The 17,488-nt window shown below is 69.5% G+C and carries 17 protein-coding genes; 9 read left to right on the forward strand and 8 right to left on the reverse strand.

Going from position 1 to position 17,488, the window contains the following annotated elements; genetic code table 11:
* Nucleotides 1–601: 601 nt before the first annotated feature.
* The 7 genes from ABZY12_RS19165 (at nt 602) to ABZY12_RS19195 (ending at nt 7,020) form a co-directional block, all read left to right on the forward strand.
* A complete protein-coding gene (locus ABZY12_RS19165; protein WP_356891747.1) occupies nt 602–961 on the forward strand; it encodes a hypothetical protein in 360 nt (119 codons plus the stop codon).
* Complete coding sequence (locus ABZY12_RS19170; protein ID WP_356891749.1) at nt 958–2,826, forward strand: alpha/beta hydrolase; 1,869 nt, start codon at nt 958–960, stop codon at nt 2,824–2,826. The genes ABZY12_RS19165 and ABZY12_RS19170 overlap by 4 nt, the downstream gene beginning before the upstream one ends.
* Nucleotides 2,823–3,443: a hypothetical protein gene (locus tag ABZY12_RS19175; protein WP_356891751.1), complete on the forward strand. Its 621-nt coding sequence runs from the start codon at nt 2,823–2,825 to the stop codon at nt 3,441–3,443. The genes ABZY12_RS19170 and ABZY12_RS19175 overlap by 4 nt, the downstream gene beginning before the upstream one ends.
* Nucleotides 3,444–3,524: 81 nt before the next feature.
* Complete coding sequence (locus ABZY12_RS19180) at nt 3,525–4,544, forward strand: bifunctional lytic transglycosylase/C40 family peptidase (protein ID WP_356891753.1); 1,020 nt, start codon at nt 3,525–3,527, stop codon at nt 4,542–4,544.
* Between the two features lie 197 nt (nt 4,545–4,741).
* Nucleotides 4,742–5,452, forward strand: coding sequence for a phosphatase PAP2 family protein (locus ABZY12_RS19185; protein WP_356891755.1), 711 nt, complete (start codon nt 4,742–4,744; stop codon nt 5,450–5,452).
* A 363-nt stretch (nt 5,453–5,815) separates the two neighbouring features.
* Nucleotides 5,816–6,634 carry a hypothetical protein gene (locus ABZY12_RS19190; RefSeq protein WP_356891757.1) on the forward strand — a complete coding sequence of 273 codons (819 nt, stop codon included), beginning with the start codon at nt 5,816–5,818 and terminating at the stop codon, nt 6,632–6,634.
* 107 nt (nt 6,635–6,741) lie between these two features.
* A complete protein-coding gene (locus ABZY12_RS19195) occupies nt 6,742–7,020 on the forward strand; it encodes a hypothetical protein (protein WP_356891957.1) in 279 nt (92 codons plus the stop codon).
* A gap of 21 nt (nt 7,021–7,041) precedes the next feature.
* Here the strand turns inward: ABZY12_RS19195 and ABZY12_RS19200 are convergent, their stop codons facing one another.
* On the reverse strand, nt 7,042–7,413 hold the full coding sequence (locus ABZY12_RS19200) for a metal-sensitive transcriptional regulator (RefSeq protein ID WP_356891759.1): 372 nt from the start codon (nt 7,411–7,413) through the stop codon (nt 7,042–7,044).
* Between the two features lie 194 nt (nt 7,414–7,607).
* On the opposite strand from ABZY12_RS19200, the gene ABZY12_RS19205 reads away from it, so the two are divergent.
* Together ABZY12_RS19205 and ABZY12_RS19210 are read left to right on the forward strand one after the other, a co-directional pair.
* Nucleotides 7,608–8,228: a DUF47 family protein gene (locus ABZY12_RS19205; RefSeq protein WP_356891761.1), complete on the forward strand. Its 621-nt coding sequence runs from the start codon at nt 7,608–7,610 to the stop codon at nt 8,226–8,228.
* Nucleotides 8,229–8,234: 6 nt separating this feature from the next.
* The gene (locus tag ABZY12_RS19210; RefSeq protein WP_356891763.1) at nt 8,235–9,233 is read left to right on the forward strand and encodes an inorganic phosphate transporter; all 999 of its coding nucleotides are present in this window, start codon (nt 8,235–8,237) and stop codon (nt 9,231–9,233) included.
* 97 nt (nt 9,234–9,330) lie between these two features.
* Here the strand turns inward: ABZY12_RS19210 and pstB are convergent, their stop codons facing one another.
* The 7 genes from pstB to ABZY12_RS19245 form a co-directional block, all read right to left on the reverse strand.
* Nucleotides 9,331–10,107 (reverse strand): phosphate ABC transporter ATP-binding protein PstB, encoded by a 777-nt coding sequence (gene pstB, locus ABZY12_RS19215; protein ID WP_215073114.1) that lies wholly within the window; start codon nt 10,105–10,107, stop codon nt 9,331–9,333.
* 28 nt (nt 10,108–10,135) lie between these two features.
* Nucleotides 10,136–11,215 (reverse strand): phosphate ABC transporter permease PstA, encoded by a 1,080-nt coding sequence (pstA, locus tag ABZY12_RS19220; RefSeq protein WP_356891765.1) that lies wholly within the window; start codon nt 11,213–11,215, stop codon nt 10,136–10,138.
* A complete protein-coding gene (gene pstC, locus ABZY12_RS19225) occupies nt 11,212–12,189 on the reverse strand; it encodes a phosphate ABC transporter permease subunit PstC (protein WP_356891767.1) in 978 nt (325 codons plus the stop codon). The genes pstA and pstC overlap by 4 nt, the downstream gene beginning before the upstream one ends.
* 112 nt (nt 12,190–12,301) lie before the next feature.
* On the reverse strand, nt 12,302–13,438 hold the full coding sequence (pstS, locus tag ABZY12_RS19230) for a phosphate ABC transporter substrate-binding protein PstS (protein WP_356891769.1): 1,137 nt from the start codon (nt 13,436–13,438) through the stop codon (nt 12,302–12,304).
* Nucleotides 13,439–13,649: 211 nt separating this feature from the next.
* The gene (locus ABZY12_RS19235) at nt 13,650–14,045 is read right to left on the reverse strand and encodes an NUDIX hydrolase (RefSeq protein WP_356891771.1); all 396 of its coding nucleotides are present in this window, start codon (nt 14,043–14,045) and stop codon (nt 13,650–13,652) included.
* On the reverse strand, nt 14,042–15,031 hold the full coding sequence (locus tag ABZY12_RS19240) for a CHAD domain-containing protein (protein ID WP_356891941.1): 990 nt from the start codon (nt 15,029–15,031) through the stop codon (nt 14,042–14,044). Before ABZY12_RS19240 ends, ABZY12_RS19235 begins: the two co-directional genes overlap by 4 nt.
* 31 nt (nt 15,032–15,062) lie before the next feature.
* The gene (locus ABZY12_RS19245) at nt 15,063–17,339 is read right to left on the reverse strand and encodes an RNA degradosome polyphosphate kinase (protein WP_356891773.1); all 2,277 of its coding nucleotides are present in this window, start codon (nt 17,337–17,339) and stop codon (nt 15,063–15,065) included.
* Nucleotides 17,340–17,488 lie beyond the last annotated feature (149 nt).

Here is a 17,488-nt window from a genome sequence, read left to right on the forward strand (position 1 = left end):
TTTACCCGATCCCCGCACACTTGACCGATCTGACCGTCTTGACCTGCGGCGGTATGGCCGGTTCTATGCGAAGAAGGCGTATGGTCACTCTGTGTATCACGGTGGGTGACTCCGGGCAATGATTGTCGTTGTTCCACTCTTGGGGTGGTGGCGCGGGGCCGACGGCCCGGCGTCGGTGCTGGTCATCGCCCCGAGCGGGTCCGCGACCTGAGTGGTGGTCAGCGATACGGGAAAGGCCTCCCTCGGGCGTGGGGCTGGGGGCCTCCGCGCACCGCTCGAGCGGCAGCCCACGGTTCGTCTCGCCTCGGTGGATACGTGGGACGAGGTGCGCAGAGCCCGCGGGCCGACGATGAGCGAACCGGCTCTTGCGGAGCGGTGAGACGTGCTGCTACGTCCGCGCCATCCGTACGTGTTGATCTTCCCCTTTGCGCTTGCCAAGGCATAGGTGCGGCTCGCTAGCGTCACATCCCGAGGGATCGATCCAGACGGATGGATCAGGGGGACGGAGGCGCAGGAGATGACGGGGCAGGCGTACTCGGCCGCGTGGCAGGAACTGTTCGATCAGGCAGGGGTCCGCACAGGCGGCGACGTGGGCGCTCGCATGTCATTGGCCTCTGCGGGCGGCGGGGGCGGCGGAGAGGACCTGCGGCACAGCGGTGGCCCTTGGACGGGCGCGGCGGGAGTGGCGGAGGCCCTGCACACGAGCACCGTGGCGGCGAAGAACAGGCTGACGACCGCCCATGAGGGCGTTGCTGCTGCCAACGACGGGCTGGCGAGTGTGGGGGTGCTGAGGTCGGTCCTCACGTCCTGGGAGGAGCGGCTGAGCGCGGTGAAGGACGAGTGTGGGTCCCTGGCGCCGAAGCTGCGCCTGGTGGCGAAGGCTCAGGGCGAGCAGGAGGCGAAGGTGAAGTCCTCCTTCCAGGGCATGGACGCCGCGTCCGGCGACGAGAAGGCCAGGTGATCACCGTGCTGACATGGCAACAGTTACGGGATCTCAAACTGTCCGAGCTTCAGGACGCCGCCGACGGCTGGGGCGAGGCGAGCAATCGGGCGGACGCCGGCCGTGACCGGGTGAGCAACGAGATGACGAACAGGCTGGCGAAGACCCAGCGGGGCCAGGCCGCCAAGGCGGCGTACGACCGACTGACGCGGCTCGACCGGAACTTCGAGTACATCTACACCGAGTGCGGACTGGTGCGGACGTCGCTGAACAGCCTCGCGTACGAGCTGAGCGGGCCACAGCGGCAGGTGAGGGACGCGCTGGAGGAAGCGGCGGGGTTGAAGTTCACCGTGCACGCCGACGGGTCGGTGAGCTACCCAGCCGGCGGGGAGAACCTCATCGACCGCGAACCGCTTCCGGGTGGCAGCGTGAGTGGATCTTCGTACGGAACACCGTACGGTCCGCCGCTGCACCGGTCCCCGGGCAGCCAGGCCGGCCTGACCAACCCGAACCCGAACCACCACAAGGCCCAGGACATCGCGGACCGCATCCTCAAGGCCGTGAACGAGGCCCGGGAGATCGACAGCCGCTTCAGCGAGACGCTGGGCAAGCTCAAGGCCGCGCCGGGCCTGACGGTGGACGCGAGGACGTGGACGGACGCGGCTGCGGACGCGGCGGCCGTGCGGGTTGTGGCCGACGAATACCTGAGGAACGACATTCCGAAGGACAAGTCCCCGGCCGAGCGCAAGGCGTGGTGGACGTATCTCACGCAGGAACAGCGCGAGGAGTACCTGGCGGTCTACCCGGACCTGATCGGCAACCTGGACGGCATCCCGGCGGAGGTCCGCGACACGGCGAACCGGGACAACCTGCAGTTGCTGATCGGCAAGCTGGAGGGTGTGGACACGGAGAAGGCCCAGACACAGCTGGCGGGACTGAAGGAGATCGACCGGCAATTGCGTGCGACGCCCGAGCCCGGTACACCGCCGATGTACCTGCTGGGAATCGGTGACCAGGGCATGGGGCGCGCGATCGTGTCCTTCGGGAACCCGGACACCGCGAAGAACGTCTCGGCGTACGTGCCCGGCCTGGGTACCGCTCTGGATGCCGACTTCGCCAAGAACGACATCAAGCGCGCGCGGGACACCGCTATCGGCGCGCAGCTCCATGACCCGTCGAGCGCCTCGATCGTGTGGCTGGGATACGACCCGCCACAACTCCCCGCGGACAGGCTCGCGGACAATCTCGCGGTGACGAAGGACACCCACGCCCGTGTCGGCGCGGTGTCGTACGACGCCTTCATGGCCGGCATCTCTGCGACGAACGAGCACTCCGACCCGCACATCACGGCGATCGGACATTCGTACGGCTCACTCACTGTGGGGTTGGCTGCCCAGCGCGAGGGCGGCATCCCCGGTGCCGACGACATCATTCTGCTCGGCAGCCCAGGAACTGAGGCTCGAACAGCGGATGATCTGCGTGTCGGAAGGAATCACGTGTTCGTGGGTGCGGCAGAGAACGACTCGGTGACCAAGCTGCCCGACCAGGCATCCGTTTTCGGGTTGAAGCAGGGGTTCGAGGCGGGGTACAGGAGCCAGATGAATCCCGTCGCGGGAGTGTTCGCAGGTGCCGCCGGGGCTGCCACAGGCTTTGTGCTGGGCAACGAGGCGGCTCCCGAGAGCAAGATCTACTACGGCACGGACCCGGCACACGAGGACTTTGGAGCGCGGCGGTTCCGCGTCGCCGACGGACCGCCGCCCGACCTGCCGGATGTTCCGGCACACTCGAACTATTTCGACCCGACCAGGGATGCGCAGTCCGCTGCCAATATCGCCCTGATCGTCGCCGGCAAGAGCGATGACATCTCGATGCAGGAGTACCGATGAAAGCGCTGCGCCTGGCGGTTGTCGCCGCACTGATCGCGGTGGCGGCAGGATGCGGGGGGGTGGGGAACCTGGACGGGCCGGGTGAGGAGAAGCGCGTGGTGAGCAAGATCAGTATGCGGGAAGCGGCCGAGAGGGCCGATGCGATCATGCTGGACAGCATCTCCTCGGTGAAGCCGGAACTGAACTGGGTTCACCACGCGTGGTCGGATGGAGGGTGCGACGGCTACACCATCGACGGGAAACCGACCGGATCCGTGACGCGGCGCGCGGCGGTCATGACGATCGTCTCCGAAGCCCGTCGCGGCAGCCTGCTCGGAGTCGTGGAGCGGCACTGGGAGAAGCTGGGCTACGAGATCACCGGGCACAACACGAGCAGGGACGTCCCGTCCATCTACGCCCGTACGCCGGACGATTACCGGATGAGCATCCTCGTGGGCAAGAAGGGCCAGTTCTTCCTCACCATCACCACCCCGTGCTTCATCGAGTCGGAGGTCCAGGAGCCGAAGACGAGGGCCAGCGGCACACCGTTCGATGGTTCGGTCGTCCCCGACCCCTCCGTCCGTTCCGACTTCTGGTCCCTGGACACTCCCGTCGCGTCTCCCCCGACCGCCCCCTGACCGGGGGCCCCGGCGCCTAGACTGGCGGGTGGTGGACTACCGAGGGCCTAGGGGTGGTTGACGGTGCGTAAGGTGCGCGCGGTGGGCAGGGCTTGGTTGGTGGCCGGGGGGGTTTTCGGGGCGTGCCTCAGTTTTGTCGCACTGCTCGTCGTGGGGACCTATTCCGCCGCCGCCGGGCTGTTCGGGGGCGCCGGGGACGCCAGGAACGGGACCGTCGGGCTTGCCAAGGGGGCCGTGCCGGCCGCGTACCAGGGGCTGGTGCAGCGGTGGGGGAACCTCTGCCCCGCCATCAACCCGGCGCTCCTGGCCGCGCAGTTGTACCAGGAGAGCGGCTGGAACCCGAGGATCGTCTCGCCCGCCAACGCCATGGGCATCGCCCAGTTCATCCCCGGCACCTGGGCCGGGCACGGCATCGACGGGGACAACGACGGGGACCGGGACGTCTGGGACCCCAAGGACGCGATCCCGTCCGCCGCCTCGTACGACTGTGAGCTCGCCGGTTATGTGAAGGACGTGCCCGGCGACCCGACGAACAACATGCTCGCCGCGTACAACGCGGGGGCGTACCGCGTCATAAAGTCCGGCGGCGTCCCGCGGATCAGCGAGACGCAGAACTACGTGCGGATCATCCGCTCCCTGGAGAAGAGCTTCGCCCGGCCCGTCGGCCGGGTCGACCCCTCCCGGCAGGCCGCCGGGGCCATCTACTACGCGCAGCAGAAGCTCGGCACCCCCTACCTCTGGGGCGGTACGGGGACAGCGGCGCAGAATGGCCGATTCGACTGCTCCGGGCTGACCCAGGCCGCGTACCGGAGCGTCGGGATCGAGCTGCCGCGCGTCGCCAACGACCAGTACAACGCCGGGCCCCATCCGTCGCGCGACGAACTGCTGCCCGGCGATCTCGTCTTCTTCTCGGACGACCTCACCAACTCCCGTGCCATCAGGCACGTCGGCATCTACGTCGGTGGCGGCTATATGATCGACGCCCCGCGCACCGGGGCCGTGATCCGGTTCACCAAGATCGACACACCGGACTACTTCGGTGCCACCCGAGTCACCCAGGACGGTGCGGCGGCGCTGCCGACCGGGCCGCCGGAAGCCTGACGGAGTGTCGGCGTTTCACCGGCCACATGGCTGGAACTCTCCGTTAAGCAATGGCCCTGAGCTGCGACGACGTGTCACTCTTCGGTAACGTCATGGTGATTCTCGGGGAAGAGCGGAACGCTCGCCTCAGGCGGTTCGTTCCCTGATTTCGACCGCTCACGGTCGAACTCACATGACAAGGCAAGGGGCCGCGGCAGATGGCTGGACTCGCATCGGACGGTTCGAACCCCGATGTCGGCCTGCTCTACGACATCAACGGGCTGGCGAAGGACGCGCCGCCGTGGTTCGACCGGGTCATGGGGTTCGTCGGCGAGTACGGGATCATGCTCGGCCTCGTCCTCGTCGCGCTCTGGTGCTGGGTGAGCGTCCGCAGGCGGGGGAACCTGGCCGACTCGGTCTCCGGCGTCGCCGGGCTCGTCTGGGCCCCGCTCGCGGCCGGTGTCGCCCTCCTCGTCAACATCCCCATCCGCGGATTCGTCGAGCGCCCACGGCCGTTCAAGGACCACCAGGGGCTCGAGGTCCTCGTCGCCGGCAAGACCGACTTCTCCTTCGTCAGCGACCACGCCACCATGGCGATGGCCATCGGCGTCGGGCTGTTCGTCGCCCACCGCAAGCTGGGCCTGGCCGCCATCGGCCTCGCCTTCGCCGAAGGCTTCTGCCGCGTCTACATGGGCGTGCACTACCCCACCGACGTCATCGGCGGCTTCGCCCTCGGTACGGCGGTGGCCCTGCTCCTCGCGCCGCTCGCCCTCGCCCTGCTGACCCCGGTGGTCTCCGCCGTGGCCCGCTCGAAGCACGGTGCCCGGCTCGTGCGCTCCCGGCGCGCCGCCGAGCGCCGTCCGCAGCCCGAGGCCCTCGACATCCCCGAGCCCCGGCTCGGCTCCGACGAGAGCGACCTCGCAGCCTAGGTCGTGTCCGTAAAGTCTCGCCCCGTCCTTCGGGCGGACGGCGATGCTCTGCGGACACGACCTAAAGCCTGTCCGGCGCTCCCCGCTCAGGACTCCCGGTCCAGCGCCCCCTGCGGCGCCGGCGCCGCCGTGTGGGCCCGCGCGTCCGTGCGGGCCCGCTCCCTCGATCTCCGGGCCGGGCCCGTCCAACCACAGCTGCACCGGGCTATCGCGAAGGAGCCGCGTTCCGTCGTGGTCGCGTGATGCGGGGCCTGCTCATGCACGGATCCACCGTACTGCGCGTGACGGGTCGCCGTGACCGTCGTTATGCGGGTCGGGCGGGTCCCGGACAAGCAGCGGTACGGCGTTGGGGGTTGGCAGGCGATGGTGGTGCGGAGGTACGGACGTGGGGGCGGGGCGATCGCCGTCGCCGCCGCTCTCCTCGGGGCGACGGCCGCCGGCGGGTGTTCCGCAGCCGTGGACGCCAAACCCGGCGGCGATCCGACGGCGACCGTGCGGGACGCGGCCGAGGTGCTGACCCGCGCCGGGACGTCGAAGGCGACCACGTCCATGGAGATGGCGGCCGGCGGGACCAGGGTGACCATCCGAGGCGAGGGCGGCTACGACTTCCGCAGGCGTACGGGCCGGCTGGAGGTCGTCCTGCCCAAGGACGCCGCCGGGGCCAGCGAGCACCGGCCCATCACCGAACTCCTCAGCCCCGGCGCGCTCTACATGAAGAACCGCGGCGCCGGGGTGCCCGCCGACAAATGGGTCCGGGTCGACACGACCACGCTCGACGACGGCAACCTCGTCACGGGGGGAGCCACGGACCCGGCGGCCGCGGTCGAGCTGCTGCGCGGCGTGCGGAAGGTGGTCTACGTCGGCGAGGTCGATCTCGCGGGAGTGAAAGTCAGCCACTACCGCGGGGTCGCGGACATCGCGGTGGCCGCGCGAGCCGCCTCGCCGCAGGTGCGCGGATCGCTGGCCGCGGCGGCGAAGGGGTTCACCGAGGACGCCGTGCCCTTCGACGCCTATCTGGACGACGAGGGGCGGCTGCGCAAGGTCCGGCACCAGTTCAGCTTCACCAACCAGGGCCGTGACGTCGCGGTCGCGTCGACGACCCTGCTGTATGCCTTCGGCACGCCCGTCGAGGTACGCCTGCCGGCGCGCAAGGACATCTACGCCGGGAAGATCAAGGTGTGACGAGCCACCCGTAGGCCACTCTTCAAATGGTCCGGACGTGTCATGCGCGGCGCGTGGCGCGGTCCCTACGCTGGGAGACCGACGCCGGCAGGAAGAGGTGAAACCGCGTGGCTCCGCCCAGTACCGCGACATTGCCCATCGACCAGGACCGCGTCGCTCTCGCCGAGATCGAGCTCTGTGGGGAGCTGATCATCGCGGCGTCGGCCGCCGACGGGGAGCGCCTCAGCGCCGACCGCATCGACGAGGTACTGAGAGTGGCAGCCGAACGAGACGCGCGGGCCGAGCGAGACGCGCGGGCCGAACGAGACGAGCGCGCTGAACGCACCGAACGAGGCGAGCGGGCCGAGCGCGCCGAAGGTTCCGAGCGCGACGGCCGGGACCGCTGAGCCGGTCGGCATGCCCGCCGCTCAGGTACGCAGCATCCGTGCGATCGCCTTCGTGGCCTCTTCGACCTTCGCCTCGATCTCGTCGCCGCCCTTCAGCGCCGCGTCCGCCACGCAGTGGCGCAGGTGCTCCTCCAGGAGCTGGAGCGCGAAGGACTGCAGGGCCTTCGTGGACGCGGAGACCTGGGTGAGTATGTCGATGCAGTAGACGTCCTCGTCGACCATCCGCTGCAGACCGCGGATCTGGCCCTCGATACGGCGCAGTCGCTTGAGGTGCTCGTCCTTCTGCTTGTGGTATCCGTGCACGCCGTGGTCGTGGTCGGCCGGCACGACGGCCGGCACGACGGTCGGCTCGACGGCCTCGGGGGTGGCCTGGTCCGCCTCGGTGGTCGTCATCGCGTCCTCCCGTTGTCCGTAAAGGGGTGGGTATACCCCTCGTGGGTATATGGTACCGATCCCCGTCGATCCGGGCGGGGGTCCGTGCATGCCACTGTGCCTGATGGGCGACACTGAGGGGACGCCGGTTAGCCGTGGCCGGATGATGCGCCTAGCATCAGCCTGACCGAAACCCAGCACCCCGAGGACCCCACGTGCGATTTCGTCTGACCCCCAGGGAGACGAGCTTCTACGACATGTTCGCCGCGTCCGCGGACAACATCGTCACGGGCTCCAAGCTCCTGATGGAACTGCTCGGAGCGGACCCCTCCGCCCGGGCCGAGATCGCGGAGCGGATGCGGGCAGCGGAACACGCCGGTGACGACGCCACCCACGCGATCTTCCACCAGCTGAACTCCTCGTTCATCACGCCGTTCGACCGCGAGGACATCTACAACCTCGCGTCGTCCCTCGACGACATCATGGACTTCATGGAGGAGGCCGTCGACCTGGTCGTCCTCTACAACATCGAGGAACTCCCCAAGGGCGTCGAGCAGCAGATCGAGGTCCTGGCGAGGGCGGCCGAGCTGACCGCCGAGGCCATGCCGCACCTGCGGACCATGGACAACCTCACCGAGTACTGGATCGAGATCAACCGTCTCGAGAACCAGGCCGACCAGATCCACCGCAAGCTGCTCGCCCACCTCTTCAACGGCAAGTACGACGCCATCGAGGTGCTCAAGCTCAAGCAGATCGTGGATGTGCTGGAAGAGGCGGCGGACGCCTTCGAGCACGTGGCGAACACCGTGGAGACCATCGCGGTCAAGGAGTCCTGAGGCTTCGTGGACACCTTCGCTCTGATCGTGACCATCGGTGTCGCGCTCGGCTTCACGTATACGAACGGCTTCCACGACTCCGCCAATGCCATCGCCACCTCCGTGTCGACCCGGGCGCTGACCCCGCGGGCGGCGCTGGCGATGGCGGCGGTGATGAACCTCGCCGGCGCGTTCCTCGGCAGCGGGGTCGCCAAGACGGTGAGCAAGGGTCTGATCGAGACCCCCACGGGCAGCAAGGGGATGGGCATCCTCTTCGCCGCGCTCGTCGGCGCGATCGTCTGGAACCTGATCACCTGGTACTTCGGTCTTCCGTCCTCCTCCTCGCACGCCCTGTTCGGCGGCATGGTGGGCGCGGCGCTCGCGGGTGGGATCGACGTGATCTGGTCCGGGGTGCTCGAGAAGGTCGTCATCCCGATGTTCATCTCGCCGTTCGTCGGTCTGATCCTCGGCTATCTGGTCATGTGCGTCATCCTCTGGATGTTCCGCAAGTCCAACCCGCACAAGGCGAAGCGCGGCTTCCGGATCGCTCAGACCGTCTCGGCGGCGGGCATGGCCCTCGGCCACGGTTTGCAGGACGCCCAGAAGACGATGGGCATCGTGGTGATGGCCCTGGTCATCGCCGACGTCGAGCAGGCCGGTGACGCGATCCCGGCCTGGGTCAAGATCGCCTGTGCGGTGATGCTGTCGCTCGGTACGTACGCGGGCGGCTGGCGGATCATGCGGACCCTGGGCCGCCGGATCATCGAGCTGGACCCGCCGCAGGGTTTCGCGGCGGAGACGACGGCGGCGTCCGTGATGTACACGGCTTCGTTCATGTTCCACGCGCCGATCTCCACGACGCATGTGATCACCTCGGCGATCATGGGTGTGGGCGCCACCAAGCGCGTGAACGCGGTGCGGTGGGGCGTCGCCAAGAACATCATCCTGGGATGGTTCATCACGATGCCGGCCGCCGCGCTGGTGGCCGCCGTGAGCTACTACGTGGTGAAGCTGTTCTTCGGCTGACGGTACGGACACAAACGGTCGGGCCCGGCTCCCCTGTGGGGGAACCGGGCCCTTTCGCCATACGGTGGCACCGCCATGCAGCACCGTAGGACGTCTGTTATCCGAAGCGGCCCGAGATGTAGTCCTCGGTCGCCTGGACGCTCGGGTTGGAGAAGATGCGCTCGGTGTCGTCGAGCTCGATCAGCTTGCCCGGCTGGCCCACGGCCGCCAGGTTGAAGAAGGCCGTACGGTCGGAGACCCGCGCCGCCTGCTGCATGTTGTGCGTCACGATGACGATCGTGAAGCGCTCCTTCAGCTCGCCGATCAGGTCCTCGATGGCGAGGGTGGAGATCGGGTCGAGGGCCGAGCAAGGCTCGTCCATCAGCAGGACGTCGGGCTCGACCGCGATCGCGCGGGCGATGCACAGACGCTGCTGCTGACCGCCGGAGAGACCGGAGCCCGGCTTGTTCAGTCGGTCCTTGACCTCGTTCCAGAGGTTCGCGCCCTTGAGGGAGCGCTCGACGATCTCGCTGAGCTGGGACTTCTTGTACGAGCCGTTCAGGCGCAGGCCCGCCGCCACGTTGTCGAAGATCGACATGGTGGGGAAGGGGTTCGGGCGCTGGAAGACCATGCCGACCGTGCGGCGCACGGCGACCGGGTCGACGTGGGAGCCGTACAGGTTCTCGTCGTCCAGCATCACCTTGCCCTCGACGCGGCCACCGGGGGTGACCTCGTGCATCCGGTTCAGGGTGCGCAGGAAGGTGGACTTGCCGCAGCCGGAGGGGCCGATGAAGGCCGTCACCGAGCGGGGCTCGACCGTCATGGAGATGTCGTCGATCGCCTTGTGGGCGCCGTAGTACGCGGAGAGGCCGCTGACGTCGATTCGCTTGGCCATATCAATTCACTTCCAGAGGTGACCGCGGTCAGCGGCCGGTCTTCGGGGCCTTCCAGCGGGCGATGCCGCGGGCCACCAGGTTGAGGATCATGACGAAGGCGATCAGGACGAGCGCGGCGGCCCAGGCGCGGGCCACGGCGGCGTCGGTGCCGACCGCGTACTGCTCGTACACGTACAGCGGCAGCGAGGACTGGGCGCCTTCGAAGGGGTTCGGGTTGATCAGCTTCGTACCGAACACGAGGAGCAGGACGGGGGCCGTCTCACCGGTGATGCGGGCGACCGCGAGCATGACGCCCGTGGTGATGCCGCCGATCGCGGTCGGCAGGACCACCTTCAGGATCGTCCGCCACTTGGGGATGCCGAGGGCCAGGGAGGCCTCGCGGAGCTCGTTGGGGACGAGCTTGAGCATCTCCTCGGTGGAGCGGACCACGACCGGCATCATCAGGATGGCGAGGGCCATCGCGCCGGCGAATCCGGAGGGCCCGAAGCCCAGCATCAGATTCCAGGTGGCGAGGATGAACAGACCCGCGACGATCGAGGGGATGCCCGTCATGACGTCGACGAAGAAGGTGACGGCCTGGGCGAGCTTCCCGCCGCCGTACTCGACGAGGTAGACCGCGGTCAGCAGGCCGATCGGCGCGGCGATCAGGGTGGCGATGCCGACCTGTTCGATCGTGCCGAGCAGCGCGTGGTAGACACCGCCGCCGGCCTCGGCGTCCAGGACGCCGTTCATCGAGTGGGTGAGGAAGTACGGGTCGAGGACTTCCAGGCCCTTGCTGACCGTGACCCAGGCGAGGGAGAACAGCGGGACGACGGCCAGGATGAAGCAGACCCAGACGAGGCTGGTCGCGACGCGGTCCTTGGCCTGGCGGCTGCCCTCCACCTTGGTGGTGATCGCGTAGGTGGCGAGGACGAAGGACAGCGCGGCGATCAGGCCCCACTGGATGCGGCTGTGCCAGCCGGCCGCGAGCCCGAGCCCGACGCCGACGGCGATCGACCCGACGGCGATGGCGGCCGGCGTCCAGCGCGGCAGCCGGGCGTGGCGCAGCGGGTCGTGCTTCACGGGGGTGGTCGTCACGGGCGGACGCTCCTGTATCGCGTTGCTCACGCGGCGGCTCCCGAGTACTCCTTGCGGCGGGCGATGATCCACCGGGCCGCGCCGTTGACCAGCAGGGTGATGGCGAAGAGGACGAGACCGGAGGCGATCAGCGCGTCCCGGCCGAATTCGTCGGCCTCGTTGAACTTCGCCGCGATGTTCTGGGCGAAGGTGCCGCCGCCCGGGTCGAGGAGACGGCCCGAGATGACGAAGCTGGGAGAGAGGACTACTGCTACGGCCATAGTCTCACCGAGTGCGCGGCCGAGGCCCAGCATCGAGGCGGAGATGATGCCCGAGCGGCCGAACGGGAGCACCGACATGCGGATGACCTCCCAGCGCGTGGCGCCGAGCGCGAGCGCGGCCTCCTCGTGCATCTTCGGGACCTGGAGGAAGACCTCGCGGGTCACGTTGGTGATGATCGGCAGGATCATGATCGCCAGCAGGATGCCGACGGTGAACAGGGAGCGGGCGACGCCGTCGCTGGTCTTGTCGAAGATGTACGTCCAGCCCATGTACCGGTCGAGCCACTCGTTCAGGCCGGCCAGGTACGGGACCAGGAAGATCGCGCCCCACAGGCCGTAGATGATGCTGGGGACGGCGGCGAGCAGGTCGACCAGGTACGCGAGCGGCTTGGCCAGCTTGCGCGGCGCGTAGTGCGATATGAACAGCGCGATGCCGATGGCGACCGGCACGGCGATGACCATGGCGATGATCGACGAGACGACGGTGCCGAAGGCGAGGACGGCGATGCCGAAGACGGGCGGGTTGCCGGCCGGGTTCCACTCGGAGGTGGTGAGGAAGTTCGTGGAGTCCTGCGAGATGGCGAGGACCGAGCGGTAGGTGAGGAAGCCCGCGATCGCGGCCATGATCACCAGCAGGGTGATGCCGGAGCCACGGGACAGACCGAGGAAGATCCGGTCGCCGGGGCGGGTCGCGCCCTGGGCGCGCCCCTTGTCTATGGGTGGTGTGGGTGTTGTCGTAGCCATCGGTCTCTCCGGTCTGCGGGGCCGGTACGCGTGTACGGGCCCCTGGCGGCGGTGCACCGGATGCCGGAGCCGGCCCGTCGGTGTGGTGTGACGGGCCGGTCCCGGCCGGGGATCAGGACAGGGTGGGGACGATCTCGCGGACCTTGGTCGCGATCTCGGCCGGGATCGGGGCGTAGTCGGCGTCGGCGAGGACCTTCTGGCCCTCCTCGCTGATGGCGTAGTTGAGGAACGCCTTCAGGGTCGGCAGGGTCTCCGCCTTGTTGCCCTTGTCGCAAGCGATCTCGTAGGTGACGAGGACGATCGGGTAGGCGCCCTCGGCCTTGGTGGCGTAGTCGAGCTCGAGGGCCAGGTCGTTGCCGGTGCCCTTGACCTTGGCGGCGGCGATGGCCTTGGAGGCGTTCTCCGTGGTGGCCGCGACCGGGGCGGAGGCGCCGGTGTTGATGCTGACCGTGGGGATCTTGTTGGCGGTCGCGTAGGAGAGCTCGAAGTAGCCGATGGAGCCCTCGGCGTCCTTGACCGCGGCGGCGACACCGGAGGAACCGTTGGCGGCCTGGCCGCCGGGGGCGGGCCACGACTTCGCCTTCGGGTCGTGCTTCCAGTCGGCCGGTGCGGCGGTGGAGAGGTACTTGCCCAGGTTCTGGGTGGTGCCCGACTCGTCGGAGCGGTGGAAGGCCTGGATGGTGCTGTCCGGCAGCTTGGCGCCCGGGTTCAGCTTCGCGATCGCCGGGTCGTTCCACTTGGTGATCTTGGTGTCGAAGATCTTGGCGAGGGTGGGGGCGTCCAGGACCAGGTTGTCCACGCCCTCCAGCTTGTAGCCGATGGCGACGGGGCCGCCGACCATCGGCAGGTTGATGCCCTTGCCGCCCTTGCAGATCTTCTGCGACGCGGCGACCTCGTCCTCCTTGAGCGCGGAGTCGGAGCCCGCGAAGGCGACCTGGCCCTGGTTGAACTTGGTGATACCGCCGCCGGAGCCGATGGACTGGTAGTTGACCTCGACGCCGGAGCAGGCGGCCTGGAAGTTCTTGACCCACAGGTCCATGGCGTTCTTCTGCGCGCTGGAACCGGCGGCGAGGAGCTGACCCTCGGCGCCGTCGCACTTGATGTTCGAGGCGGCGGCGGAGGTCTTGTCGCCGTCGGGCGTCGTAGCGGTGTTGTCGTCCGAACCACACGCCGTGAGGACCAGGGCGCCGGAGACGGCGAGGGCACCGAGCGCGGTGGCGCGAAGCCCGTTCTTGCGCGAAAGCTTCACTTTCGGGTGTTCCTTCCAGAAGCCGCCTGGCGCGGACCTTTGCCTGTCCTCAACGTTGTACGGCGGCGCGTGTCGGGGTTTCGGGTGCGTCACTCAGTTTCCGCACCTTGTACGGCCGAAATTAGGCAGAACAGGTGAAGCGGTCGGCGGAGGAGAGTGAACGGCAAGTGAACCGTGCCGGAAGCCCGGGTGCGGGGACCTGGGCGGACGGCTATCGGGGTGTCGCGGCCAGCGCGTCGAGGAGGTCGCGGTCCTGCGCCCGGGTGAGGCGGGCGCGGGCGGCGGCCGGAGGGAGCCAGACCAACCGGTCGACCTCGCGGCCGGGCGTGAACGTGCCGCCCAGGGCGCGGGCCGACCAGTACAGGACCTCCTTGGGGCGGCCCTTCACCACGTAGCGCACCGTGGGGAGGCGGTGACCCGGCTCGCACGCCTGGCCGGTCTCCTCCAGGACCTCGCGGACCGCGCACTCCCGCGCCGTCTCGCCCGGTTTCACCTTGCCCTTCGGGTGCGACCAGTCGTCGTACTTCGGCCGGTGGATCAGCGCGATCTCGATGCCCCGGCCCGAGGGGGCCGGGCGCCACAGGACGCAGCCGGCCGCCCGGATCACGGGACCCCCGCCGTCGCTCTCCGCCAGGCCCGCTGGAAGGCGAATCTGGCCGCCTCGACCTCGTGGCGCTGGTCCGCGTGGAGGACGCCGAGGGCGTAGGCCGTGGCCGGGGCGATGCGGGGGGTGCGGGCCGCCGCGGCCGCCGCGGCGGCGGCCTCGGAGGCGTCGCGGTGGCGGTCGAGGGCGCGGCCGGCCTCGTACAGGACCGGGTCGGGGTCGGTGCCCGCGTGCAGCACCTCGAAGGCGTACCGGTGCAGGCGCAGCAGGAGCCGGGCCTGGTGCCAGGGCGCGTCCTGGGACTCGCCGGCCGCGAGGGCGAGGGCGTCGGCGTTGTACGGATGGCCGGCCCGGGACAGCGGCAGGCCGGCCACGGCGTCCAGCAGGCGGCGCTCGACGCTCTCGGCGGGCGCGTCGAGGACCTCGATCGCCGGGGCCGCCGCCGCGGGCCCCAGCGGCACCTCGGAGGCCAGCAGCGCGACCGCGTCCGCGACCGCGTGGAAGCGGGAGGAGCCGAGCGCCTGGAGCGCGGCGGAGTGGGCTCTCGTACGGGCGAGGGTGAGCTGGCGTTCGAGCAGGGCGCCGGCGCGGGCGGCGCCCACCGTGAGCCCCGTGCCCTCCGCGCCGCGGGCGGCCGGTACGGGACCTCCGCTCGACAGGCGGGACAGCGCGTCCACCAGCCGGACGAGCCGGGAGGTGAAGGCGTGCTCGAGGGCGAGCGTGCCGGAGAGCCAGGCCAGCTCTGTACGGAGCTGGTCGGCCCAGGAGGCGTCGAGGAGCGGCCGGAAGGTGTGCAGGGTCCCGCTGATCCTGCGGGCGGCGGCCCGCAGGGCCCGGGCCGCCTCCTCCGCTCCGCTGGTGTCCGCGCCGCTTTCCGCGTGCAGGCGCAGGGCGCGCAGGAAGTCCCCGGCCCGTGCGTGGAGGTAGGGGGAGAGGATCTCGCCGGCGGTGACGTCCGCGATCCCTCCCGGGGAGACCCTTGTGGTCACGCCCGCGGGGACTTCCGTGGTGACGTCGTGGTCAGGGTTGTGCACGCCGGCGCCTCCGCGCGTCGATGAGCATCTCCTGGACGTGCCGCAGCGGCTGGCCCTCCGGGTCGGTCGCGTGCCGCGTCCAGTTCCCGTCCGGGCCGAGGTGCCAGGAGGAGGTCGTGTCGGACATGCCGGTCTCCAGCAGCCGGCTGAGGGCGGCCCGGTGGGCCGGGTCGGAGACCCGTACGAGGGCCTCGATACGGCGGTCCAGGTTCCGGTGCATCATGTCGGCGCTGCCGAACCAGACCTCGGGTTCGCCGCCGTTGCCGAAGGCGAAGATCCGGGAGTGCTCCAGGAAGCGGCCGAGGATCGAGCGGACCCGGATGTTCTCGGACAGGCCGGTGACCCCGGGCCGTACCGCGCAGATGCCGCGGACCCAGATGTCGACCGGTACGCCCGCCCGCGCGGCGCGGTAGCAGGCGTCGATGACGGCCTCGTCGACCATCGAGTTGACCTTGATCCGGACGTAGGCGGGCCGCCCGGCCCGGTGGTGGACGATCTCCTTCTGGATCCGGGAGACGAGTCCGTCCCGCAGGGACTTGGGGGCGGTGAGCAGCCGCCGGTAGGTCTCGCGGCGGGAGTAGCCGGAGAGCCGGTTGAACAGGTCGGAGAGGTCCGCGCCGACCTGCGGGTCGGCCGTCAGGAGGCCGAGGTCCTCGTAGAGCCGGGCCGTCTTGGGGTGGTAGTTGCCGGTGCCGACGTGGGAGTAGCGGCGCAGCAGCTCGCCCTCCTGCCGGACGACGAGGGAGAGCTTGCAGTGCGTCTTGAGGCCGACGAGGCCGTAGACGACATGGCAGCCGGCCTCTTCCAGCTTGCGCGCCCACTTGATGTTGGCCTGTTCGTCGAAGCGGGCCTTGATCTCGACGAGGACGAGGACCTGCTTGCCGGACTCGGCGGCGTCGATGAGGGCGTCCACTATCGGCGAGTCGCCGGAGGTCCGGTACAGCGTCTGCTTGATGGCCAGCACGTCCGGGTCGCCGGCGGCCTGCTCCAGGAACGCCTGGACGGAGGTGGAGAAGGAGTCGTACGGGTGGTGCAGCAGGACGTCCCGCTCGCGCAGCGCGGCGAAGATGTCGGGCGCGGACGCCGACTCGACCTCGGAGAGGTCGCGGTGGGTGCCGGCGACGAACTTCGGGAACTTCAGTTCGGGCCGGTCCAGGGAGGCGATGCCGAAGAGCCCGGTCAGGTCGAGCGGCCCGGGCAGCGGGTAGACCTCGGCGTCGGAGACCTTCAGCTCGCGTACCAGCAGGTCGAGGACGTACGGGTCGATGGCCTCCTCGACCTCCAGCCGGACCGGCGGCCCGAAGCGGCGCCGCATGAGCTCCTTCTCCAGCGCCTGGAGGAGGTTCTCCGTGTCGTCCTCCTCGACCTCCAGGTCCTCGTTCCGGGTCACCCGGAACATGTGGTGCGCCAGCACCTCCATGCCGGGGAAGAGCTCCTCCAGGTGCGCGGCGATGACGTCCTCGAGCGGGACGTAGCGCTGCGGGGAGGCCTCCAGGAAGCGGGAGAGCAGCGGCGGCACCTTGACGCGCGCGAAGTGGCGGTGGCCGCTGACCGGGTTGCGTACGACGACGGCGAGGTTGAGGGAGAGCCCCGAGATGTACGGGAAGGGGTGCGCGGGGTCGACCGCCAGCGGGGTGAGGACGGGGAAGATCTGCTGCCGGAAGAGCGTGAAGAGCCGTGCCTGCTCCTTCTCGGTCAGCTCGGGCCAGCGGATGAGGTGGATGCCCTCGTCGGCGAGGGCCGGGGCCACGTCCTGCTGGAAGCAGGCGGCGTGCCGGGCCATGAGCTCGCGCGACCGGGTCCAGATGAGGTCGAGCACCTCGCGGGGCTGGAGCCCGGAGGCGGAACGGGTGGCGACACCGGTGGCGATACGGCGCTTGAGGCCGGCGACGCGGACCATGAAGAACTCGTCGAGGTTCGACGCGAAGATCGCGAGGAAGTTAGCCCGTTCGAGGAGGGGGGTGGCGGGATCCTCGGCCAGTTCGAGAACCCGCTCGTTGAACGCGAGCCAGCTGCGCTCGCGGTCGAGGAAGCGGCCCTGGGGGAGTTCGCCCGCGGCGTCGTCGTCCTCGTACGCGTCCGGATCGGCGTCCAGGTCGGGCGCGAGGTCCGACACCGGGCCCGCGTGGACGGTGTGGGGGCGGTGCGCGGCTATGGAACCGACGGTCGGCTGGCCGTTCTGACCGTTCGGGGCTGACGTCGTGGGCGTCGCGGACGGCTGTGCGGAGGACTGGACCGGGACCTCGGCGGGCTGCTGGCTCATGGCCCCATTCTTCCGCGCGAAGGGCTGGTCGGGCGCGTCGGAGCGGGCCGTGGTCGGGGGAAGTCTCCCTTTCGGGAGCGCGGGCACGGCGGGCGTCATTGCGTGAGCGTCGCAAGCGTGTCTGAATGCGCGGTAACGAGGACGTGTCG

It is taken from the genome of Streptomyces sp. NPDC006551 (genome assembly GCF_040611675.1).
Taxonomy (GTDB): domain Bacteria; phylum Actinomycetota; class Actinomycetes; order Streptomycetales; family Streptomycetaceae; genus Streptomyces.